An 18566-nucleotide genomic window follows, 5' to 3' on the forward strand; every position below is an offset into this window, starting at 1 on the left:
CCCGGGTGGGGCCGCGCGGCGCCGCTGTCACTGTCGCTGTCGTCACGGGTGGTGCGGGTGGATCGGGTCGATCGGGTGGGGGCGGACGCGCCGTCAGCCCTTCACGGCCCCGGCGGAGACGCCGGTCACCAGATGGCGCTGCGCGAAGAGGAAGACGATCGCCGCGGGTATCGCGATGAGCACGGACGCCGCCGTCATCGGACCCCATTGCGCGCCGTACTGGTTGACGAACTTCTGCAGACCGCCCGCGAGGGTGAGGTTCTCGTCGCCGACCATGAAGGCGGAGGCGTACGCCACCTCGCCCCAGGCCGTGACGAAGGAGTAGAACGCGGTCACCGCGAGTCCCGGCTTGGCGAGCGGCAGGATCAGCCGCCAGAAGGTGCCGAACGGGGTCAGCCCGTCGACCATGCCCGACTCGTCGATCTCGCGCGGGATGGTGTCGAAGAAGCCCTTCATCATCCAGGCGCAGAACGGCACGGCGATCGTGAGGTACGTGATCACCAGTCCGGCGGCCTGATTGAGCAGGCCCAGGCTCGACATGATGTTGTACAGCGGCACGATGAGCACCGCCATCGGGAACATCTGCGTGATCAGCAGGGTCCACATCAGGCCGCGCTTGCCCGGGAAGCGGAAGCGGCTGACGGCGTAGCCGGTGGTGGCGGCGGTGAACACGCCGAGCACGGTGGTGAGTCCGGCGATCAGCAGCGAGTTGCCGAACCAGGTGAGGAACGGCGTGTCGTCGAGCAGCTTGGTGTAGTTCTCGAACGTCGTCTCTTTGAAGAAGTCCGTCGTGGTCGCGTACGCGGCGGGCTTCAGCGACGTCAGCAGGACCCACAGCACGGGGAAGACGGCGATGACGGACGCCACGACGAGGGTGGCGTGCAGGCCGACGGACGCGGCCCTGGAGCGGTCGCCCCGGCGCCGTACCTTCGCCGCGGGTCGCGCCGGGGTGGCGCGCGGCGTGCTGGTCTGAGGCTCGGTCACGGCGGTCACCAGGTATCTCCCTGCTTGCGGAGGACTCGTTGGTAGACCACGGCGAAGATCATCAGGAGTGCGAGGATCAGCACGCCCCAGGTGGACGACAGGGCGTAGTCGCGTGGGCTGATCTCGAAGGAGAACTTGTACGCCTGGGTGACCAGGATCTGGGTGGCCTCGCCGGGACCGCCTCTGGTCAGCAGGAAGATCACCGGGAACATGTTGAACGTCCAGATGGTGCTGAGCAGGATAACGGTCGTGCTGACGGACCGCAGGCCCGGCATGGTGATGTGGCGGAAGCGCTGCCAGGGGCCGGCGCCGTCCATCTCGGCGGCCTCGTACATCTCCCCCGGGATGGACTGGAGTCCGCCGAGCAGGGCCACCAGCATGAAGGGCACGCCGAGCCAGATGTTCACGGCGATGACCGAGAACTTGGCCCAGGTGGGGTCGTTCAGCCACGGCACGGCGTCGATGCCGCCGCCGGCGAGCAGCTTGTTGAGGAAGCCGCGGTCCTCGTTGTAGAGGAAGCGCCAGGCGAAGACGGAGACGAAGCCCGGTACGGCCCACGGCAGGATGAGCATCATCCGGTAGGCGGAGCGGCCCGCGATCCGGCGGTTGAGGATGTTCGCCAGACCGAGGCCGAGGGCGAAGGTGATACCGACGCAGGAGACCGTCCACACCAGTGTCCAGCCGAGCGTGGACAGGAACTGACCGCCCGTCAGGGCGTCGGCGTAGTTGTCCAGTCCGACGAACTCGTAGGTGGCGGGCAGGTGGTTGACGCCGATGTTCCGCTCGACGTTGCGTTCGTTGGCGTCGGTCAGCGACAGATAGATGCCGCGGACCAGCGGGTACCCGACGATCACGCCGATCACGGCCACCACGGGGGCGACCATGGCCCAGGCGTACCAGTGGGTCGAGACCGAACGCCGCAGCCCGCCGGGGGGTTTGCCAGTGCCGCGGCTCCGGCCGCGGGCGACATCCGAGTCACCCGCGGCCTTCACCACCGACTGGCCGGTGTGGACAGCCATCAGCCGGCCTGCCTTCCTTCCTCTCGCTCCGTCTTACTTCCAGCCCTTGAGCAGCTTGCGGTAGGAGTCACCGGTCGCCTTGACACCCTTCTCGGGGGTCGTCTGGTCGGTGAGGACCTTGGTGTACTCGGTCACCAGCGGGGCGAACAGGCTGCCGGTCTCCGGGATCCAGGGGCGCTCGATGGCCTTGTCGACGACCGGCTTGAAGAAGCCGACGATCTCGTTCTTCGCGACCTCCGGCCGCGAGTAGACCGACGTACGGGTCGGCAGCAGGTTCAGCTCGGTGGTGATCTTCGCCTGGGACTCGGCGGAGGACATGTACTCGACGAACGCGTAGGAGGCGTCGAGGTTCTTGGAGCCCGCGTAGACGCCGAGGTTGTGGCCGCCCTGCGGGGCGCCCTGGCCGGCCGATCCGGCGGGCACCGGGGCGACGCCCAGGTTGGCCTTGTCCTTGAACTGCGGTCCGGCGTAGGTGTCGGCGATGGCCCAGGGGCCGTTGATCATCATGGCCACGTCGCCGCCCTTGAAGGCGGCCTGCATGTTCTCCCAGCCGTCGGTGGCGTCCGTCTTGGCGGCGCCGGAGTCGACGAGGTCCTTCACGACCTCCATGGCCTTGACGCCGGCCGGGCTGTCGACGGTGACGGTCTTGCCCTTGGCGTCGACCAGGTCGCCGCCCTCGCCATAGAGGAACGACAGGAACCAGTAGGCGTCGTCGCCTCGCAGGTACATGCCGGTCTTGCCGGTCTTGTCCTTGATGGCCTTCGAGACGGTCTTCAACTCGTCGATCGTCTTGGGGACTTCGACCCCGGCGTCCTTGAACAGCTTCTTGTTGTAGAAGATGCCGAGGGAGTCGATGACCTGCGGGACCGCGTACGTCTTGCCGTCGTACTTGGTGGAGGCGGCGGCCTGCGGGACGAAGTCCTTCTCGTCCTTCAGCGCGGCCGTGCCGTCCAGGGGCGCGAGGTAGCCGAGATCGGCGAACTCGGGCGTCCAGGCGACCTCGGAGCGGATCACGTCGGGCGCGCCGGAGCCGGATCCCGCGGCGTTCTTGAACTTGTTCTGCGCCTCGCCGAACGGCACGTTGACGTACTTGACGTCGACGCCCTTGTGCTTGGCCTCGAAGTCCTCGGCGAGCTTCTTGAAGACCTTGTCCTCGCTGCCCACGGTGGAGGTGTCCCACCAGGTGACGGTGCCCGAGAGCTCTCCCGAGCTGGACTTGCCGCCGGTCTCCTCGTCGCCGCCGCAGGCGGTCGCCGCGAGCGCCAGGGTCGCGACCAGGGCGGTGGCCGTTATGCCACGTCGCATCTGAACTCCTTCAACTGCCGTACCGCTCCGTCGCGGCGCCGGGTCGACGTGAAAGTAACAAGGATGAAAGAAGACCGAAAGAGCTTGCGGAAGATTTCTGCAAGCCTCCTTGATCGTTACATTCACGTGTCCGCACAGTTGCCGCAAGGGCTCTTGACGGGGAGCGCGCGAGCTGACAAGTACGGTACGTGTCGGCCGATACCGACTCAGTGAGTGCCCGGAACGCTCCGGCGGCGCCTCCCCGCAAGGACTTGCAAGATTTTGCTACCGGTGCGATTGCAAGGCGCTGCAAGGCATCGCGTCCAGGCCGCCCCGTCGGGGCCCGTGGCTGATTCAGGCACATGGTGGGCAATCCGGCACACGCCCGGTACAGTCCACTTCCATGACCGCACGGCTAGCCGATATCGCAGCCCAGGCGGGGGTCAGCGAAGCGACGGTCAGCCGCGTACTGAACGGCAAGCCGGGTGTTGCCACGGCCACCCGCGAATCCGTACTCGCCGCACTCGACGTCCTCGGCTACGAGCGCCCCGTACGGCTCCGCAGGCGCAGCGCCGGCCTCGTCGGGCTGATCACGCCCGAGCTGGAGAACCCCATCTTCCCGGCGCTGGCCCAGGTCATCGGCCAGGCACTGACGCGCCAGGGCTACACGCCCGTGCTCGCCACCCAGACCCCCGGCGGCTCCACCGAGGACGAGCTGACGGAGATGCTGGTCGACCGCGGCGTCTCCGGCATCATCTTCGTCTCGGGACTGCACGCGGACACCTCGGCGGACATGCAGCGTTACGAGCAACTGCGCGCCCAGGGCGTGCCGTTCGTCCTCGTGGACGGTTTCTCGCCGAAGGTGCGGGCGCCTTTCATCTCGCCGGACGACCGGGCTGCGATGCGGCTGGCCGTGACCCATCTCGTCTCGCTCGGCCACCGCAGGATCGGTCTGGCCGTGGGACCCAAGCGGTTCGTGCCCGTCCTGCGCAAGATCGAGGGCTTCCGCGCCACCGTGCGCGAGCAGCTGGAGCTGACCTCCGAGGAGACGGAGGAGCTGATCCAGCACTCCCTCTACACCCTGGAGGGCGGTCAGGCCGCGACGACGGCGCTCATCGGGCGCGGCTGTACGGCGGTGGTGTGCGCGAGCGACATGATGGCGCTGGGCGCGATCCGCGCCGCCAGGCAGCTCGGCAAGGACGTGCCGCGCGACGTGTCCGTCGTCGGTTTCGACGATTCGCCGCTCATAGCGTTCACCGATCCACCGCTCACCACGATCCGCAAGCCGGTGCCGTCGATGGGCCAGGCCGCGGTCCGCACTCTGCTTGAGGAAATCGGCGGTACGCCCGCTCCGCACAGCGAGTTCGTCTTCATGCCCGAGCTGGTGGTCCGCGGTTCGACCGCCTCCGGCCCCGCACCCGGGCCCCTGGGGCGAACCCTGGGAGAAAACGGCCGGAAGTCAGGGTCGCACGCTCGTCCGTAAGGCGTAGCGTGTGCGGTCGGGACCCACCCGAGGGATGATCGGTCGAGAGCGGAAATCTGGCAGACTCTCTCTCCATGGGTGATACGACCGTGAAGATTCCGGAAGGCACGACGGCCACGCCGACACCCCCCGCGGGTGCGACGGCCGACGAGTCCGGCCCGGTGTCCCGCACCGGTCGGCTGCGCCGGATGCGATCGCCACGACGCCCTCGTATCTGGTTCGAAATCCTGCTGATCGCGGTGAGTTACTGGACGTATTCACTGGTCCGTAACGCGGTACCCGAGCAGAAGACCGAGGCCCTGAAGAACGCGGACTGGATCTGGCAGGCGGAGCGTTCACTGGGACTCAACTTCGAGGAGGCCGTCAACCACGCCGTGAACTCGGTGACATGGCTGGTCGTCTCCATGAACTACTACTACGCGACGCTGCACTTCATCGTCACGATCGCGGTGCTGGTCTGGCTCTACCGCCGCCACCCCGGCCGCTACGCGGCCAGCCGGCTCATTCTCTTCGCGACCACCGCTGTGGCACTGGCCGGTTACTATCTGTATCCGCTCGCGCCGCCCCGGTTGATGAACGGGCAGAATTTCATCGACACGGTTCAGTTCCACCAGACCTGGGGCTCGATGGCCTCGGGCAACTTCAAGAACGTGTCGAACCAGTACGCGGCCATGCCCTCGATGCACATCGGCTGGTCGCTCTGGTGCGGGCTGACCATCTTCGCGCTGGCCAAGGCGCCGTGGGCGAAGATCCTGGGACTGCTCTACCCGACGGCCACGCTGATCGTGATCGTCGCCACCGCGAACCACTTCTGGCTGGACGCGGTGGGCGGCATGGTCTGTCTCGCGTTCGGGTTCGCCGTCTCGTACGCCTGGTACCGCGCGCTGCCTCACCGGCTGCCGCGATACGTCGAGGACGACCGCCCGAAGCGACGGCGGTGGATCCGCCGCCCCGGTGCGTCGGGTACGGGGGCGACATCGCCCGAGCCGGTCGGTCAGGCCGCCCGTACCGGACCCGCCGAAGAGGCCGCTTCGACCGGACAGACCGCACGGAACGCGCCGCTCACGCGCGCTACGACAGCCACACGCACAGCGCCGCCCACGCGGAGCGCGCCGCCCACGCGCGGTGCGACATCCGCCTCGCGGCACAGACCGTCGCCGCGGAGCACCCCCTCCTCACCGAGCACGCCGTCCTCTCAGACGGCTCCGTAGAACAGCTCCTCCATCACCGCGCGCGCCCGTCGGGTGGTCCGCCGGTAGTCGTCGATCATGTCGCCGCTGTGTCCGTTGTACGGGCTCGGGCCGGGCGCCACCGATCCGGGGCCGTAGCCCAAGTAGCGCCCCATCGCGGCCAGTTCGCGGCCGTCCGACGGGAATGTGTCGCCCGCCCTGCCGCGTACGAGCATCACGCCATTACGGACCCGGGTCGCCAGTACCCAGGCCTCGTCGAGGATGTGGGTGTGCTCCGTGGAGATCAGGCCCGCGGCGTGCGCGGCGGCCAGCGCCTCGCGCGTACGTGTCGTACGCAGGCCGGGCACCTCCCAGGCGTGCCGCATCTGGATCAGCTGCACCGTCCACTCGACGTCGGAGAGCCCGCCCCGGCCCAGCTTGGTGTGCAGGGTGGGGTCGGCGCCGCGCGGCAGCCGTTCCGTCTCCATCCGCGCCTTGAGCCGGCGGATCTCCCGTACGGCGGCCTCGCTCAGCCCGTCGGCGGGATAGCGCAGCGGGTCGATCAGCTCGATGAAGTCGCGTCCCAGTTCCGCGTCCCCCGCCATCGGCTCGGCGCGCAGCAGCGCCTGGCTCTCCCAACCCAGCGACCAGCGGCGGTAGTAGGCGGCGTAGGAGGCGAGCGTGCGCACCAGCGGGCCGCTCTTGCCCTCCGGGCGCAGATCGGCGTCGATCATCAACGGCGGGTCGGCCGTGGGCAGTTGGAGGAGTCTGCGCATCTCGGACACCACGGTGCTCGCGGCCCGTGACGCCTCCTGGTCGGCGACTCCCTCGCGCGGCTCGTACACGAACAACACGTCCGCGTCGGAGCCGTACCCCTGCTCGTGGCCACCGAAGCGGCCCATGCCGATGACCGCGAACCTGGCGGGCAGGGTGTCGCCCCACGTCTGGCGCACGGCGGCGCGCAACGCGCCCGACAGGGTGGCGGAGTTGAGGTCGGTGACGGCGTTGCCGACCCGGTCGACCAGCTCGCCGGGGTCCTCCTCGGCGGGGTTCTCCTCGGTGCCGTAACTGCCGATGATGTCGGCGGCGGCGGTCCGGAACAGCTCGCGGCGGCGCACCCCTCGGGTGACGGCGACCGCGATCTCGGCGGTCTCCGCCCGTCCGACGGCGGCCAGTACCTCCAGCTCCAGATGTTCACGGCCGCGCGGCTTCAGCCCGTTCGGGTCCCCGAGGATGGCGACCGCCTCCGGGGCGCGCAACAGCAGGTCGGGGGCGAGACGGCCGGCGGACAGCACCCGGGCCAGGTTCTCGGCCGCGGCTCCCTCGTCCCGCAGGAGCCGCAGATACCAGGGGGTCTTGCCGAGCGCGTCGGACACCTTGCGGAAGCCCAGCAGACCGGCGTCCGGGTCGGCGGAGTCCGCGAACCAGCCCAACAGCACGGGCAGCAGCGTCCGTTGGATGGCGGCCTTGCGGCTCACGCCGGACGACAGCGCCTCCAGATGCCGCAGTGCGGCGACCGGGTCCGCGTAGCCGAGGGCTTCCAGACGCTGGCCGGCCGCCTTCGTACTGAGCCTGATCTCACCGGGGGCGAGTTGGGCGACGGCGTCGAGCAGCGGCCGGTAGAAGATCTTCTCGTGCAGTCGCCGGACCATCGAGGCGTGCCGTTTCCAGGCCCTGTTGAGTTCGCTGACCGGTTCGGTGCGCATCCCGAGGGAGCGTCCGAGGCGGCGCAGGTCGACCTCGTCGTCGGGCACCAGATGCGTACGCCGCAGCCGGAACAGCTGGATGTGGTGCTCCATGGAGCGCAGGAAGCGGTACGCCTCGTCGAGCTGCGCCGCGTCGGTCCTGCCGACGTAGCCGCCGGCAGCGAGGGCCCGCAGGGCGACGAGCGTGGTGCCGCTGCGGATGGACGCGTCGCTGCGGCCGTGCACCAACTGGAGGAGCTGTACGGCGAATTCGACGTCCCGCAGTCCGCCGGGGCCGAGCTTCAGCTCACGGTCGATCTGGCCGACGGGGATGTTGTCGACGACGCGGCGGCGCATCTTCTGCACGTCGGGCACGAAGTTCTCGCGGTCGGCGGCCTGCCAGACCATGGGTGAGACGGCGGCCACGTACTCCCTGCCGAGCGCGATGTCCCCGGCCACGGCGCGGGCCTTGAGCAGGGCCTGGAACTCCCAGGTCTTGGCCCAGCGCTGGTAGTAGGCGAGATGGCTGGAGAGGGTCCGTACGAGCGGGCCGTTGCGGCCCTCGGGGCGCAGGTTGGCGTCCACGGGCCAGATGGTGCCCTCGGCGGTCGTCTCGGAGCAGATCCGCATCATGTGGGCGGCCAGCCGAGTGGCCGCCTGGACGGCCTTGGCCTCGGTGTTCGACGCGTCGGCGGCGTCCTCGGGGAGCCCGTGGTCGTGCGCCGCGGAGTGGGCGGGCTCGCCGACGAAGATGACGTCGACGTCGGAGACGTAGTTCAGCTCCTGACCACCGCACTTGCCGAGCGCCACGACCGCGAGCCGGCACATCGCGGCGTCCTCGGGCGCCGCGGCGCGGGCGATGGCGAGCGCGGCGCGGAGGGTGGCGGTCGCCAGGTCGGCCAGTTCGGCGGCGGTCTGGGCGACGTCGGTGGTGCCGCAGACGTCGCGTGCGGCGAGGGACAGCAGACAGCGGCGGTAGCCGACGCGCAGCGAGTCGACGTCGTGCGCCTCGGCGAGACCGGCCTCGAACTCGACCACGCCGGGGTGCAGATCGGCCGACTCGTAGGTGACAAGAACCTGCCAGTCGGCGGGGTGTCTGGCCAGATGGTCACCGAGGGCCTCGGACGCCCCGAGCACGCCCAGCAGCCTGTCCCGCAGGGGCTTGGCCGCGATCAGCGTGTCCAGCAGGAGCCGGCGCTCGTCGCTCCCGTGGGCCTCGGCCAGCCGGACGAGGGCGCGCAGCGCCAGATCCGGGTCGGCCGTGGCGCCGAGCGCGTCGAGGAGGACGGAGTCGGTCCGTACGGACACCATCTCGGGCAGATCGAGCAGGCGCTCGGCCGCCGACGGGTCGGTGAAGCCGTGCCGGAGCAGGCGGGTGAAGGTACTGCTCCTGCGTCCCTGCACCGTCATGCGGCCTTTCGTCCGTCCGATCGAGGTCCGGGGCCGAGCCTAGTACTCCGCCGTGCCCGGGGAGCCGGTTGTGCCGGTCGACCGATGAGTCCTGGTGTCGCGGCCGGTCCTCTCTTACGGAAGGGTCGTGAGCGTACTCCCGCTCACCGGCCTACAGGACTTCTCCCGAAGGGACGGCGCCATGGCGCACAAGGAACCGGCCGACACCCACCTCGACGCCCGCTACAGCGACCCGAAGGCGGTCGCGGAGAGCTGGGCCGACGCGGTGACCCGGCTGGCGCGGGCCGAGACCTTCTGGCTGACGACGGTACGCCCCGACGGCCGGCCCCATGTCACCCCGCTGCTGGCGGTCTGGTGGCGGGACGCCCTGTACTTCTGCTCGGGCGAGCGGGAGCGGAAGGTCCTGAACCTCAACAAGAACCGCGAGGTCGTCCTCACCACCGGCACGAACGTGCTGGGCGAGGGTCAGGACCTGGTGATCGAGGGCGAGGCGGTCCGGGAGACGGATGACGCGCGGCTGCGCGAGCTGGCCGCCCTGTGGGAGCGGAAGTACGGCTCCGACTGGCACTTCGACGTGAGGGACGGCGCGTTCGCGGCGAAATGGGGCTCCGCCCCGGTGTTCGCGGTCGCTCCCCGTACGGCCTTCGGCTTCGCGAAGGACCCGTACGGCCAGACGCGCTGGCGGTTCGCCTGACGGCGGCCGTACCCTCTCACCCATGAGCCGACGCCGATCGCGGGGAGCCACCGGATTCAGGTAGCTCCGCCGGGAGATCCCCGGCGGTGTGACCGACGGAGTCCCGTGGCACGCACCGCACACCACCTTCCCCTGTCCCGCGCCGGCTCGGCGGGTGAGTACGACCACCGCCCCTGGCGCTCCGTGCGCCTCTACGACCTCCGGTACAGCGCCCGCGCTCTGGCGGCGGCGGCCCGCGCGTCGCGGCGGCCGGTGCCGGAGGCCGTACGACGCGACGTGGAGGTCCGCTCCTGGGCGCGCGCGGACATCCACGACCGCTCCGTGTCGATCGGGGCGGCGTTCGGCGAGCGCCGGGACAGACAGCGGCTGCGCGCCCAGGTGACCGCTGTGCGCCGACTCGTCGACGCCCCCGGCGGCGGCGTCCTCGCGCTCGCCACGGCGGACGCCGTGGACGTGCTCCCGGCCCGGCACCGGCGCTGCGCGCTCTGGCCCGCCTGAGGGCTCTGGACACGTGGTCGTAGCATGGGTCATCGCCATGGACACGATCAGCATGTGGGAATTCGTCGCGCTCGCCGCGGCGGCGGCGCTCGTCGGCTTCTCCAAGACGGCGGTCAGCGGGGCCAACACCGTCAGCCTCGCGGTGTTCGCCGCCGTCCTGCCGGCCCGCGAGTCGACCGGTGTGCTGCTGCCGATCCTCATCGTGGGCGACACGATCGCCGTCCTCACCTACCGCCGGCACGCCCACTGGCCCACGTTGTGGCGGCTGTTCCCGGCGGTCGCCGGGGGTGTGGTGATCGGCACCGTCTTCATGGTGTGGGCCGACGACGGAGCCGTACGCGTCTCCATCGGGTCGATCCTCCTACTGATGGCGGGCGTCACGATCTGGCGGCGGCGTCAGGCGCCGGAGGAGGACACCCCGGAGGAGACGGCGTCGCTCAAGGGCCGCGTGAAGGCGCGCTCGTACGGGGTCCTCGGCGGCTTCACCACGATGGTCGCCAACGCGGGCGGCCCCGTCATGTCGCTCTACCTGCTGTCGGCGGGCTTCCGGAAGCTCGGCTTCCTGGGCACGTCCGCGTGGTTCTTCCTGATCGTGAACACCACGAAGGTGCCCTTCAGCGTGGGCCTCGGCCTGATCGACCGCGACTCCCTGCTGCTGGACGCGCTGCTGGTGCTGTTCGTCCTGCCCGGCGCCGTCCTCGGGAAGCTGTGCGTGGACCGTATCGACCAACGGGTATTCGAACGTCTGGTGATCGGCGCGACGGTGCTGGGCGGACTTCAACTACTGCTGCGCTGATGCCCACTTGGCAGGACGTACCGGCCCAGCAATGATCGGAGATTGCGCGTCAGGAATTGACTGGGGGATGGATCATGAACAGCGAGCAGCCCGACGCAGAGACGCCGACCCGGTTACGTCCGGCGGATCTGGAACCGGGGGCGGTCGTCGCGCAGTCGCTGGACAACCAGTGGGTCGGCGCGGACCTGGCCCGGAAAATGATGGCAAAGGGAAAGTCTCTGAGTGATGTTCAGGATCAGCGGAACGATCAGGTGCGTGCCGAATACTTCCGCAGCCTGATCAATACGCGGCAGATCATCGTGAACCGCGTCTTCTTCTACAACAATCCCGCCGTGAGTCGTGATCTGTCCGACGGCGGAGAAGCCCGGCGTGCCCATCAGGAGCTGTTGGCCGACGGCACCCTTGTCCCTTTCCTGGTCGGGGAGCGGGAGCCCACCGACCGCCCGGCGAACGTGGAGGTCGACGAGGCCGGTTTCGAAGCCTGGTGCGACACCGTGGCGGAGATGCCCGCCACCAAGAAGGTGACGTGCCTGCGCATGTCCTGGAACGACCAGGAGAACGTCAGGCACACCAAATCGGCTCTGATCAATCCGTTCGCCGCCAGAGTGCAGGGTCTGACCGCCAAGGACATTCCGCTGCTCGCTTCCCAGTTAGGCGTACCCGTCAACAGGGTCACCCAGTTCGCGGAGAAGATCGGTGAGGTCGTCGACTTCAGCAACCAGCTACGCGTACGTGACGCCACCGTCAGCCGGAATGTGCTGTACCAGAAATTCGTCTGCGTGGACGGCACACCTGTCACCGAGGGCCGGTACGACGGCGGCAAGCCTTTCGCCGGCGAGGTCAAGCAGCTGCTGGACCTGGTCTACAACGTCAATCTCGCCGACGCCCTTGGTATGTATCCGCTCACTCCGACCGGCAGTCTGCGCCGGGTGGCACTCCAGGAGTGGCGTGACGTACGTGCCAACCCGACCGGCGGGATCATCCGGGACCCCGCGCTGCTGGTGAAGTTCCTCCAGCGGCAGGCGTTCTCCACCGTCCAGGACCGCCTCACCCCCGCCGCGATCGACACCCTGGCTCTCGAAGATGTCCGGGTGCTGCGGCAGAGCGACGAATGGCACCATTACATGGCCGCGTTCACTTCGCTGACGGGCGATCCGGACGCTTTCCAGGAGAATGTCCGCGACGTCTTCGACCGGTACGTCCAGCTCAATTCCAAGATCAGAAGGGTCGCCGAGGCCCGTCGCGGCCCGGCGGCCGAGACGAACAGCTGGTCACCCGTCGCCGAAGTCGTCCTCACCATCGGCGGGGCCGTTTTCACCGCGATGACCGGTGACGAGGCATGGGCCGTGGGCGCGAGTGTGGGAGTCACCACGATGGGAGCGCGCGGCGGTTCCGTCCAGCTCATCGTGCGCAATCGGGTGGCCGGGAGACGGGAGCAGAAATTCGCCCGTGAGATCGCCTCCGTACGGCTCGACGCCGAAGAGGAGTGGACCGAGTTCCTCGAACGGGCCCGCGAGATCCCGGGATTCACGGAGCGCCACGGGTCCTCGTCCGCCACCAGCTCCACCACCATCCAGGAATCCGAAGAAGTTCCGGAGTACTGACACCTCATGAAACGACCCTCTCCTTCTTACGAGGACCTGCGCCGGAACAGCCCGGAGATGTTCGCGAATGTCCCGGACGGAATCGAGATTCTGCTCGACCCGGCCGACATCGAGGCGGCTCGACGCAGCGTCGGATCCGACGAGCCGGTCGGCGTGGTGTACGCCGACCGGTTCATCACCCTCGTTCGTGACGCCGTCCGCTTTCCCGGCGGCCAACTGGGCCTCTACCTGAGGGTCCTGACCCCGGGAGATGTCCCCGGAGTGGTGATGCTGCCGCTCATCGACGCGGGCCCGGCCGGCCCGGACGTCGTCCTGGTCGAGCACTACCGGCACGCGACCCGGGCCTGGCATCTGGAGGTACCGCGCGGCGCGGGGCAACCGGGGGAAACAGGTCCGGAGAACGCGATCCGCGAGCTCAAGGAGGAGTTGGGCGTCGGGCTCGACGAACTGGTCCCGCTCGGCAAGGTCCATGCCGACACCGGAATGCTCAGCGGCCACGCCGAGTTGTACGCGGCCCGTATCTCCGGCATCGGGCCGCTGGACACCGCGGAGGGCATCAGGCGCGCCGTCGTCATGTCCCCGCTCCGGGCGGAGGAGCTGATCGGACTGGGTGAGATAACCGACGGATTCACCATCGCGGTGTTCACTCGCGCCCGGCTGGCCGGACTGTTCACCGAAGGCCAGGAGCACCCGGCTCCTTGACGGTCGCGGCCCCGCCGTCGTACGACGGGCCGCGCGGCCTCGACCTGTTCGATGTTCCGCTCGGCCCGGCCGGTCTCGATGGAATGCTTGGGCCGACGGGCATGCTTCGGGCCGACGGCGTGACGCCGTCGGCCCGAAGCCGCGCACCAGGGGCCGGCGTTACAGCACCGGCAGCAGGTTCTTCAGCTCGAAGGCGGTGACCTCGGAGCGGTACTCCTCCCACTCGCGCTTCTTGTTGCGCAGGAAGAAGTCGAAGACGTGCTCGCCGAGGGTCTCCGCGACCAGTTCGCTGCGCTCCATCAGCGAGATCGCCTCGCCGAGGTTCTGCGGCAGCGGCTCGATGCCCATCGCGCGGCGCTCGGCGTCGGACAGGGCCCAGACGTCGTCGTCGGCGCCCGCCGGGAGTTCGTAGCCCTCCTCGATGCCCTTGAGGCCGGCCGCGAGGAGTACCGCGTAGGTCAGGTAGGGGTTCGCGCCGGAGTCGATGGAGCGGACCTCCACGCGCGCGGAGCCGGTCTTGCCGGGCTTGTACATCGGGACGCGGATCAGGGCGGAGCGGTTGTTGTGGCCCCAGCAGATGTACGAGGGGGCCTCGCCGCCCGAGCCAGCCGTGCGGGTGGAGCCGCCCCAGATGCGCTTGTAGGAGTTGACCCACTGGTTGGTGACGGCCGAGATCTCCGCGGCGTGCGTGAGCAGACCGGCGATGAAGGACCGGCCCACCTTGGAGAGCTGGTACTCGGCGCCGGACTCGTAGAACGCGTTGCGGTCCCCCTCGAAGAGGGAGAGGTGGGTGTGCATCCCGGAGCCCGGGTACTCGCTGAACGGCTTCGGCATGAAGGACGCGTGGACCCCCTGCTCCAGCGCGACCTGCTTCATGACCAGGCGGAAGGTCATGACGTTGTCGGCGGTGGAGAGCGCGTCGGCGTACCGCAGGTCGATCTCCTGCTGGCCGGGCGCGCCCTCGTGGTGGCTGAACTCCACGGAGATGCCCATGGATTCGAGCATGGTGATCGCCTGGCGGCGGAAGTCCATGCCGACGTTCTGCGGGGTGTGGTCGAAGTAGCCGGAGCTGTCGGCGGGGGTGGGCCGGGTGCCGTCGACCGGCTTGTCCTTCAGGAGGAAGAACTCGATCTCGGGGTGGGTGTAGAAGGTGAAGCCGAGGTCCGAGGTCTTGGCGAGCATCCTCTTCAGGACGTAGCGCGGGTCCGCGAAGGACGGTGAGCCGTCGGGCATCAGGATGTCGCAGAACATCCGCGCGGTGCCCGGGGCCTCCGCGCGCCACGGCAGGATCTGGAAGGTCCCCGGATCGGGCTTGGCGATCATGTCGGACTCGTACACCCGCGCGAAGCCCTCGATCGCCGAGCCGTCGAAGCCGATGCCCTCGTCGAACGCCTGTTCAAGTTCGGCGGGGGCTACGGCGACCGACTTGAGGAAGCCGAGCACATCGGTGAACCACAGGCGTACGAAGCGGATGTCGCGTTCCTCAAGGGTCCGGAGCACGAATTCCTGCTGCTTGTCCATGTCTGTTGTCCTACCCATCCTTGCCGGTCAGGCCGCCTGCTCCCACGCTGCCGAGTACACCGGGGCACCCGAGCATGACACCACAGGATTTCCGGAAGGTTGCACACCGGCGTACTAAAGCATTGTCGGACACGCGCCCCGTACGGCGCGCGTCCGGGTGCCTCAGCGGCGGAGGGGGGTACGCAGACGGCGCCGGGCTCAGGCGGTGTGGGCGATCTGGATGAGATTGCCGCAGGTGTCGTCGAACACCGCGACGGTCACCGGACCCATGTCGACGGGCTCCTGGGTGAAGCGCACACCGAGTCCCTGAAGGCGCGTGAACTCGGCCCGGACATCTTCCACGGCGAAGGAGGTGGCGGGGATGCCGTCCGTCACGAGAGCCTCCTTGAAGGGCTTCACGGCGGGATGCCCGGACGGCTCCAGCAGCAGCTCGACGCCGTCGGGCTCGGCCGGGGACACGAGGGTGAGCCACCTGTGGTCGCCCAGGGGGACGTCCGTCTTCTTGAGGAAGCCGAGGATTTCGGTGTAGAAGTGCAGCGCCTTGGCCTGGTCGTCGACGAAGACGCTGGTCAGATTGATCCTCATGGGGAGTCTCCTGGTCGTTCGGGTGGGTGCGCGGGTGTCAGCCAGCGGTCGGTGAGGTGTTCCAGCGGCCCGGTGTCGAGGTGGTGGAACTTGTAGCGGCCGTCGCGCCGGGTCTCGACGAGACCGGCGGCTTCGAGGAGGGCCAGATGCTGCGAGACGCCCTGCCGGGACGTGTTGAGCCCGTGTTTCGTCAGCAGCCGTCCGCAGATCTCGAACAGCGTCTGGCCGTCGCGTTCGGCCAGCTCGTCGAGGATCGTGCGGCGGGTGTGGTCGGCCAGGGCCTTGAACACATCATCGGACACGATGACAGGATAGGCAAGCATCTCCTTGCATGTCGATCGCGCCCGCCCACCGCCCTCAGTGCGGCGCCGCCGTGTCCGACCAGCCCAGCGGGTACGGCTCCCCGTCGTCCCCCGGCATCGGCCGCTCCCCGCCCGCCTCGGTGAACGCCGTGAGGGCCTCCACGAGGGCCGTACGCTGCTCGGGAGCCAGCCGCTCGACGATCGCCGTGATCTCGCGTCTGCGCGCCGCCGAGACGTCCGCCACGAGCGTCCTGCCCTCGTCCGTGAGCCGCAGCACGGTCTCCCGGCGGTTGCCCGGGTTGACCCCGCGCTCGGCCAGCCCGGCGGCGATGAGCCGGTCGACCATGCGCATCGCGGTGGAAGGGTTCACCCCGAGCCGTTCGGCGAGCGACACCAGGTTCGCCCCGCCATGGGCCGAGAGGACCTTCAGCAGCCGGAACTGGGGCAGGGTGACCCGGTCCTCGACGGTGGCCAGGGAACGGACGGACAAGGTCACGAGCAGCCGTGAGGCGATCAGCACCGCCCGCGTCACGGCGTCGACATCGGGTTCGCGCGGCTGGGGTTCCGGAGGGTCGGCCATGCCTCTTTGTACCGCGCCGGAGCCTGCGCGGACCCGCTCCGTACCGCCGTCCGTACCCTCGCGCGGCCGGTCCCACAGCCACGTTCCGGACTCGGTACCCCCTGCGCACTGCTGCTCGGCCACCTGTACGGACTACGATCTGCGCCCATGGGGGGACGACGCCACATACGCGACGCGCGTCCCACGGCCTTGCTCAGCGCCGTGGCGACGCTGCTCGCCGCGCTCTACGTCTGTCTGGCCCCCGTCGAGACCCACCACCCGGCGTCGTCGTCCCCGACGGTGACGGCGGCGGCGCACACCGCGAGCGCCGGCATCACCCTCCGTACGGACGCGGGGGGCACGGCCGCCCGCCCCGCCCCGGCCCCCGAGTACACGTGCCCGTACGACCGCGGCGGCTGCCGTTTCATCCCGCACCTCACTCCGGCCGTGCTCACCGCGCCGCTGCCCGCCGATCCGCTCGGCACCGGCGACGTGAGTCCCCCGCGCCCCGCACTCCCGCCCAACACCGGCCAGGTGTCCCGCTCCGGAGCGTTTCCCCGCGCGCCGGACCTCCACGTCCTTCAAGTACTGCGGACGTAGCCGGGCCCGCGCCCCCACCGGGTTCCCGTAACTCCCCCACCCCCGTTCCGCAGGTTTTCGAGAAGGACGAAACAGACACCATGGCTTCCAAGACCCAGAGCACCGAGCGCAAGGCCCGAATAGAGCAGATGCGCAAGGCCGAGCGCGCGCGTGAGCGCCGCAACCGCATCATCACGATCACGGCGAGCACCGTCGTCGTCGTGGCGCTCGTCGGCTTCGGCGCGTTCGTGCTGAACAAGGAGTCCGAGGACAAGAAGAAGGAGGAGCAGGCCGCCGCCGAGCCCGTCAAGGGCGAGAAGTCCTGGGACGCGAAGAAGCTGGGCCGTGACCATGTCGCCGAGGCGGTCAAGTACCCGCAGACCCCGCCGGTCGGCGGCAACCACAGCCAGGCCTGGATGAACTGCGCCGGCGACGTCTACAAGGACGCGGTCCCGGACGTGAACGCGGTGCACTCGCTGGAGCACGGCGCGGTCTGGGTCACGTACAACGACAAGGCGCCCGAGGGTGATGTGAAGGCGCTCAGCGATCTCGTGGGCAAGACCCAGTACTCGCTGATGAGCCCCGTGAAGGAGCAGGCCGGGGCGATCATGCTGACCGCGTGGGGCAAGCAGGTCACCGTCGACAGCGCGAAGGACCCGCGGGTCGAGCAGTTCTTCGCGAAGTACGTGCAGGGCCCGCAGACGCCCGAGCCGGGCGCGGCCTGCACCGGTGGAATGGGCGACCAGTGACCCGCACGAACTGGGCCGCCATCACGGCGGTCGTCCTGGCCCTGCTGTTCGCCGGGGCGGCCACCGTCGCCTCCGCCGGGCCCGACGACTCGCCCCGCGCGGCGGCCACACCCACGGCGGACTCGGCCGAGGCGGGCTTCGCGCGTGACATGGCGGTCCATCACCAGCAGGCGGTGGAGATGTCGTTCCTGGTGCGGGACAGCACGGACGACGAGGAGGTGCGCCGCCTCGCGTACGACATCGCCAACACCCAGGCCAACCAGCGCGGCATGATGCTGGGCTGGCTGGACCTGTGGAAGCTGCCGAAGGTCGCCACGGGCCAGGAGCCGATGGCCTGGATGGCGCGGGACGGCGAACACGCGGGCATGGACGGCATGGAGGGCATGGATCACGGCGGCCACGAGGTCCGTGACGGCTCGCTGATGCCGGGCATGGCGACGAAGACGGAGCTGGACACGCTCAAGTCCGCCAAGGGCGAGAAGGCGGAGATCCTGTACCTCCAGCTGATGACCGACCATCACAAGGGCGGCGTCACGATGGCCCGGGGCTGCGCCGAGTTGTGCGAGGTCGACACCGAACAGGCCCTGGCCGAGGGCATGGTGACGGCCCAGCAGTCCGAACTGGGGCTGATGGCCGACCTCTTGAAGGCCCGGGGCGCGAAGCCGCGCACCTGACCGCCCGACGACGGGACACCCCGCCGCCCCCGCCCGCGGAAGCACCACAGCGGGCGGGGGCGGCGCCGTTCGGACGGTACGGGCGGTCGGCGCGGTACGGGCTGCCACCGCCGCTGCCCTCGGGGCGGTCCAGGTGATCATCGGGGGGCGTACGGCCGCGCACGACGGCATCACCGCCGCCTCCGTCAGCCCCAGCCGGGTCTCGACGGTGCCCGGCGGCAGCTCGCCCCACCTCAGGTGGACGAAACGCGCACCGCGCGGCCCCTGGA

The 18566-nt window shown here is 69.4% G+C and carries 18 protein-coding genes; 10 read left to right on the forward strand and 8 right to left on the reverse strand.

Features of this window, described 5'->3' with window-relative positions:
• Positions 1–93: 93 nt before the first annotated feature.
• Genes P3L51_RS26910 through P3L51_RS26920 form a run of 3 tightly spaced genes read right to left on the reverse strand, consistent with a single transcriptional unit; the run spans position 94 to position 3308 of the window.
• On the reverse strand, positions 94–984 hold the full coding sequence (locus P3L51_RS26910; protein WP_354607900.1) for a sugar ABC transporter permease: 891 nt from the start codon (positions 982–984) through the stop codon (positions 94–96).
• 5 nt (positions 985–989) lie between these two features.
• The gene (locus P3L51_RS26915; RefSeq protein ID WP_354607885.1) at positions 990–2003 is read right to left on the reverse strand and encodes a carbohydrate ABC transporter permease; all 1014 of its coding nucleotides are present in this window, start codon (positions 2001–2003) and stop codon (positions 990–992) included.
• 33 nt (positions 2004–2036) lie between these two features.
• Positions 2037–3308 carry an extracellular solute-binding protein gene (locus P3L51_RS26920; RefSeq protein ID WP_354607886.1) on the reverse strand — a complete coding sequence of 424 codons (1272 nt, stop codon included), beginning with the start codon at positions 3306–3308 and terminating at the stop codon, positions 2037–2039.
• A 382-nt stretch (positions 3309–3690) separates the two neighbouring features.
• Between P3L51_RS26920 and P3L51_RS26925 the strand changes: the two genes are divergently transcribed.
• Positions 3691–4770, forward strand: coding sequence for a LacI family DNA-binding transcriptional regulator (locus P3L51_RS26925; RefSeq protein ID WP_354607887.1), 1080 nt, complete (start codon positions 3691–3693; stop codon positions 4768–4770).
• Between the two features lie 74 nt (positions 4771–4844).
• Positions 4845–5981, forward strand: coding sequence for a phosphatase PAP2 family protein (locus tag P3L51_RS26930; RefSeq protein WP_435594532.1), 1137 nt, complete (start codon positions 4845–4847; stop codon positions 5979–5981).
• Here the strand turns inward: P3L51_RS26930 and P3L51_RS26935 are convergent.
• Complete coding sequence (locus P3L51_RS26935) at positions 5966–9034, reverse strand: bifunctional [glutamine synthetase] adenylyltransferase/[glutamine synthetase]-adenylyl-L-tyrosine phosphorylase (RefSeq protein WP_354607888.1); 3069 nt, start codon at positions 9032–9034, stop codon at positions 5966–5968. The two genes, P3L51_RS26930 and P3L51_RS26935, sit on opposite strands and share 16 nt — an antisense overlap.
• A gap of 181 nt (positions 9035–9215) precedes the next feature.
• On the opposite strand from P3L51_RS26935, the gene P3L51_RS26940 reads away from it, so the two are divergent.
• The 5 genes from P3L51_RS26940 to P3L51_RS26960 all read left to right on the forward strand — a co-directional run bounded on the left by P3L51_RS26940 (position 9216) and on the right by P3L51_RS26960 (position 13328).
• The gene (locus tag P3L51_RS26940; protein WP_354607902.1) at positions 9216–9728 is read left to right on the forward strand and encodes a pyridoxamine 5'-phosphate oxidase family protein; all 513 of its coding nucleotides are present in this window, start codon (positions 9216–9218) and stop codon (positions 9726–9728) included.
• Positions 9729–9833: 105 nt separating this feature from the next.
• Positions 9834–10226, forward strand: a complete 393-nt coding sequence (locus tag P3L51_RS26945) for a hypothetical protein (protein WP_354607889.1) — start codon at positions 9834–9836, stop codon at positions 10224–10226.
• A gap of 37 nt (positions 10227–10263) precedes the next feature.
• Positions 10264–11022 carry a sulfite exporter TauE/SafE family protein gene (locus P3L51_RS26950; protein ID WP_354607890.1) on the forward strand — a complete coding sequence of 253 codons (759 nt, stop codon included), beginning with the start codon at positions 10264–10266 and terminating at the stop codon, positions 11020–11022.
• 74 nt (positions 11023–11096) lie between these two features.
• On the forward strand, positions 11097–12626 hold the full coding sequence (locus tag P3L51_RS26955; protein WP_354607891.1) for a hypothetical protein: 1530 nt from the start codon (positions 11097–11099) through the stop codon (positions 12624–12626).
• A 6-nt stretch (positions 12627–12632) separates the two neighbouring features.
• Positions 12633–13328, forward strand: a complete 696-nt coding sequence (locus tag P3L51_RS26960) for an NUDIX hydrolase (protein WP_354607892.1) — start codon at positions 12633–12635, stop codon at positions 13326–13328.
• Between the two features lie 159 nt (positions 13329–13487).
• Here the strand turns inward: P3L51_RS26960 and glnA are convergent, their stop codons facing one another.
• From glnA to P3L51_RS26980, 4 genes are all read right to left on the reverse strand, one after another.
• Positions 13488–14849 carry a type I glutamate--ammonia ligase gene (gene glnA / locus P3L51_RS26965; protein WP_354607893.1) on the reverse strand — a complete coding sequence of 454 codons (1362 nt, stop codon included), beginning with the start codon at positions 14847–14849 and terminating at the stop codon, positions 13488–13490.
• A gap of 198 nt (positions 14850–15047) precedes the next feature.
• Positions 15048–15434 (reverse strand): VOC family protein, encoded by a 387-nt coding sequence (locus P3L51_RS26970; RefSeq protein WP_354607894.1) that lies wholly within the window; start codon positions 15432–15434, stop codon positions 15048–15050.
• Positions 15431–15736: an ArsR/SmtB family transcription factor gene (locus P3L51_RS26975; RefSeq protein WP_354607895.1), complete on the reverse strand. Its 306-nt coding sequence runs from the start codon at positions 15734–15736 to the stop codon at positions 15431–15433. Before P3L51_RS26975 ends, P3L51_RS26970 begins: the two co-directional genes overlap by 4 nt.
• Before the next feature lie 55 nt (positions 15737–15791).
• Entirely contained in the window at positions 15792–16316 is a 525-nt protein-coding gene (locus tag P3L51_RS26980; protein WP_354607896.1) for a MarR family winged helix-turn-helix transcriptional regulator, read from the reverse strand.
• A gap of 147 nt (positions 16317–16463) precedes the next feature.
• Here P3L51_RS26980 and P3L51_RS26985 point away from each other — a divergent pair, with 147 nt between their 5' ends.
• The 3 genes from P3L51_RS26985 (at position 16464) to P3L51_RS26995 (ending at position 18297) form a co-directional block, all read left to right on the forward strand.
• Positions 16464–16895: a hypothetical protein gene (locus P3L51_RS26985; protein WP_354607897.1), complete on the forward strand. Its 432-nt coding sequence runs from the start codon at positions 16464–16466 to the stop codon at positions 16893–16895.
• An 80-nt stretch (positions 16896–16975) separates the two neighbouring features.
• Positions 16976–17623, forward strand: coding sequence for a thioredoxin-like domain-containing protein (locus P3L51_RS26990; RefSeq protein WP_354607898.1), 648 nt, complete (start codon positions 16976–16978; stop codon positions 17621–17623).
• Complete coding sequence (locus P3L51_RS26995; RefSeq protein ID WP_354607899.1) at positions 17620–18297, forward strand: DUF305 domain-containing protein; 678 nt, start codon at positions 17620–17622, stop codon at positions 18295–18297. The genes P3L51_RS26990 and P3L51_RS26995 overlap by 4 nt, the downstream gene beginning before the upstream one ends.
• The last annotated feature ends 269 nt before the right edge of the window (positions 18298–18566 follow it).

The organism is Streptomyces panacea (genome assembly GCF_040560175.1).
GTDB lineage: Bacteria > Actinomycetota > Actinomycetes > Streptomycetales > Streptomycetaceae > Streptomyces > Streptomyces panacea.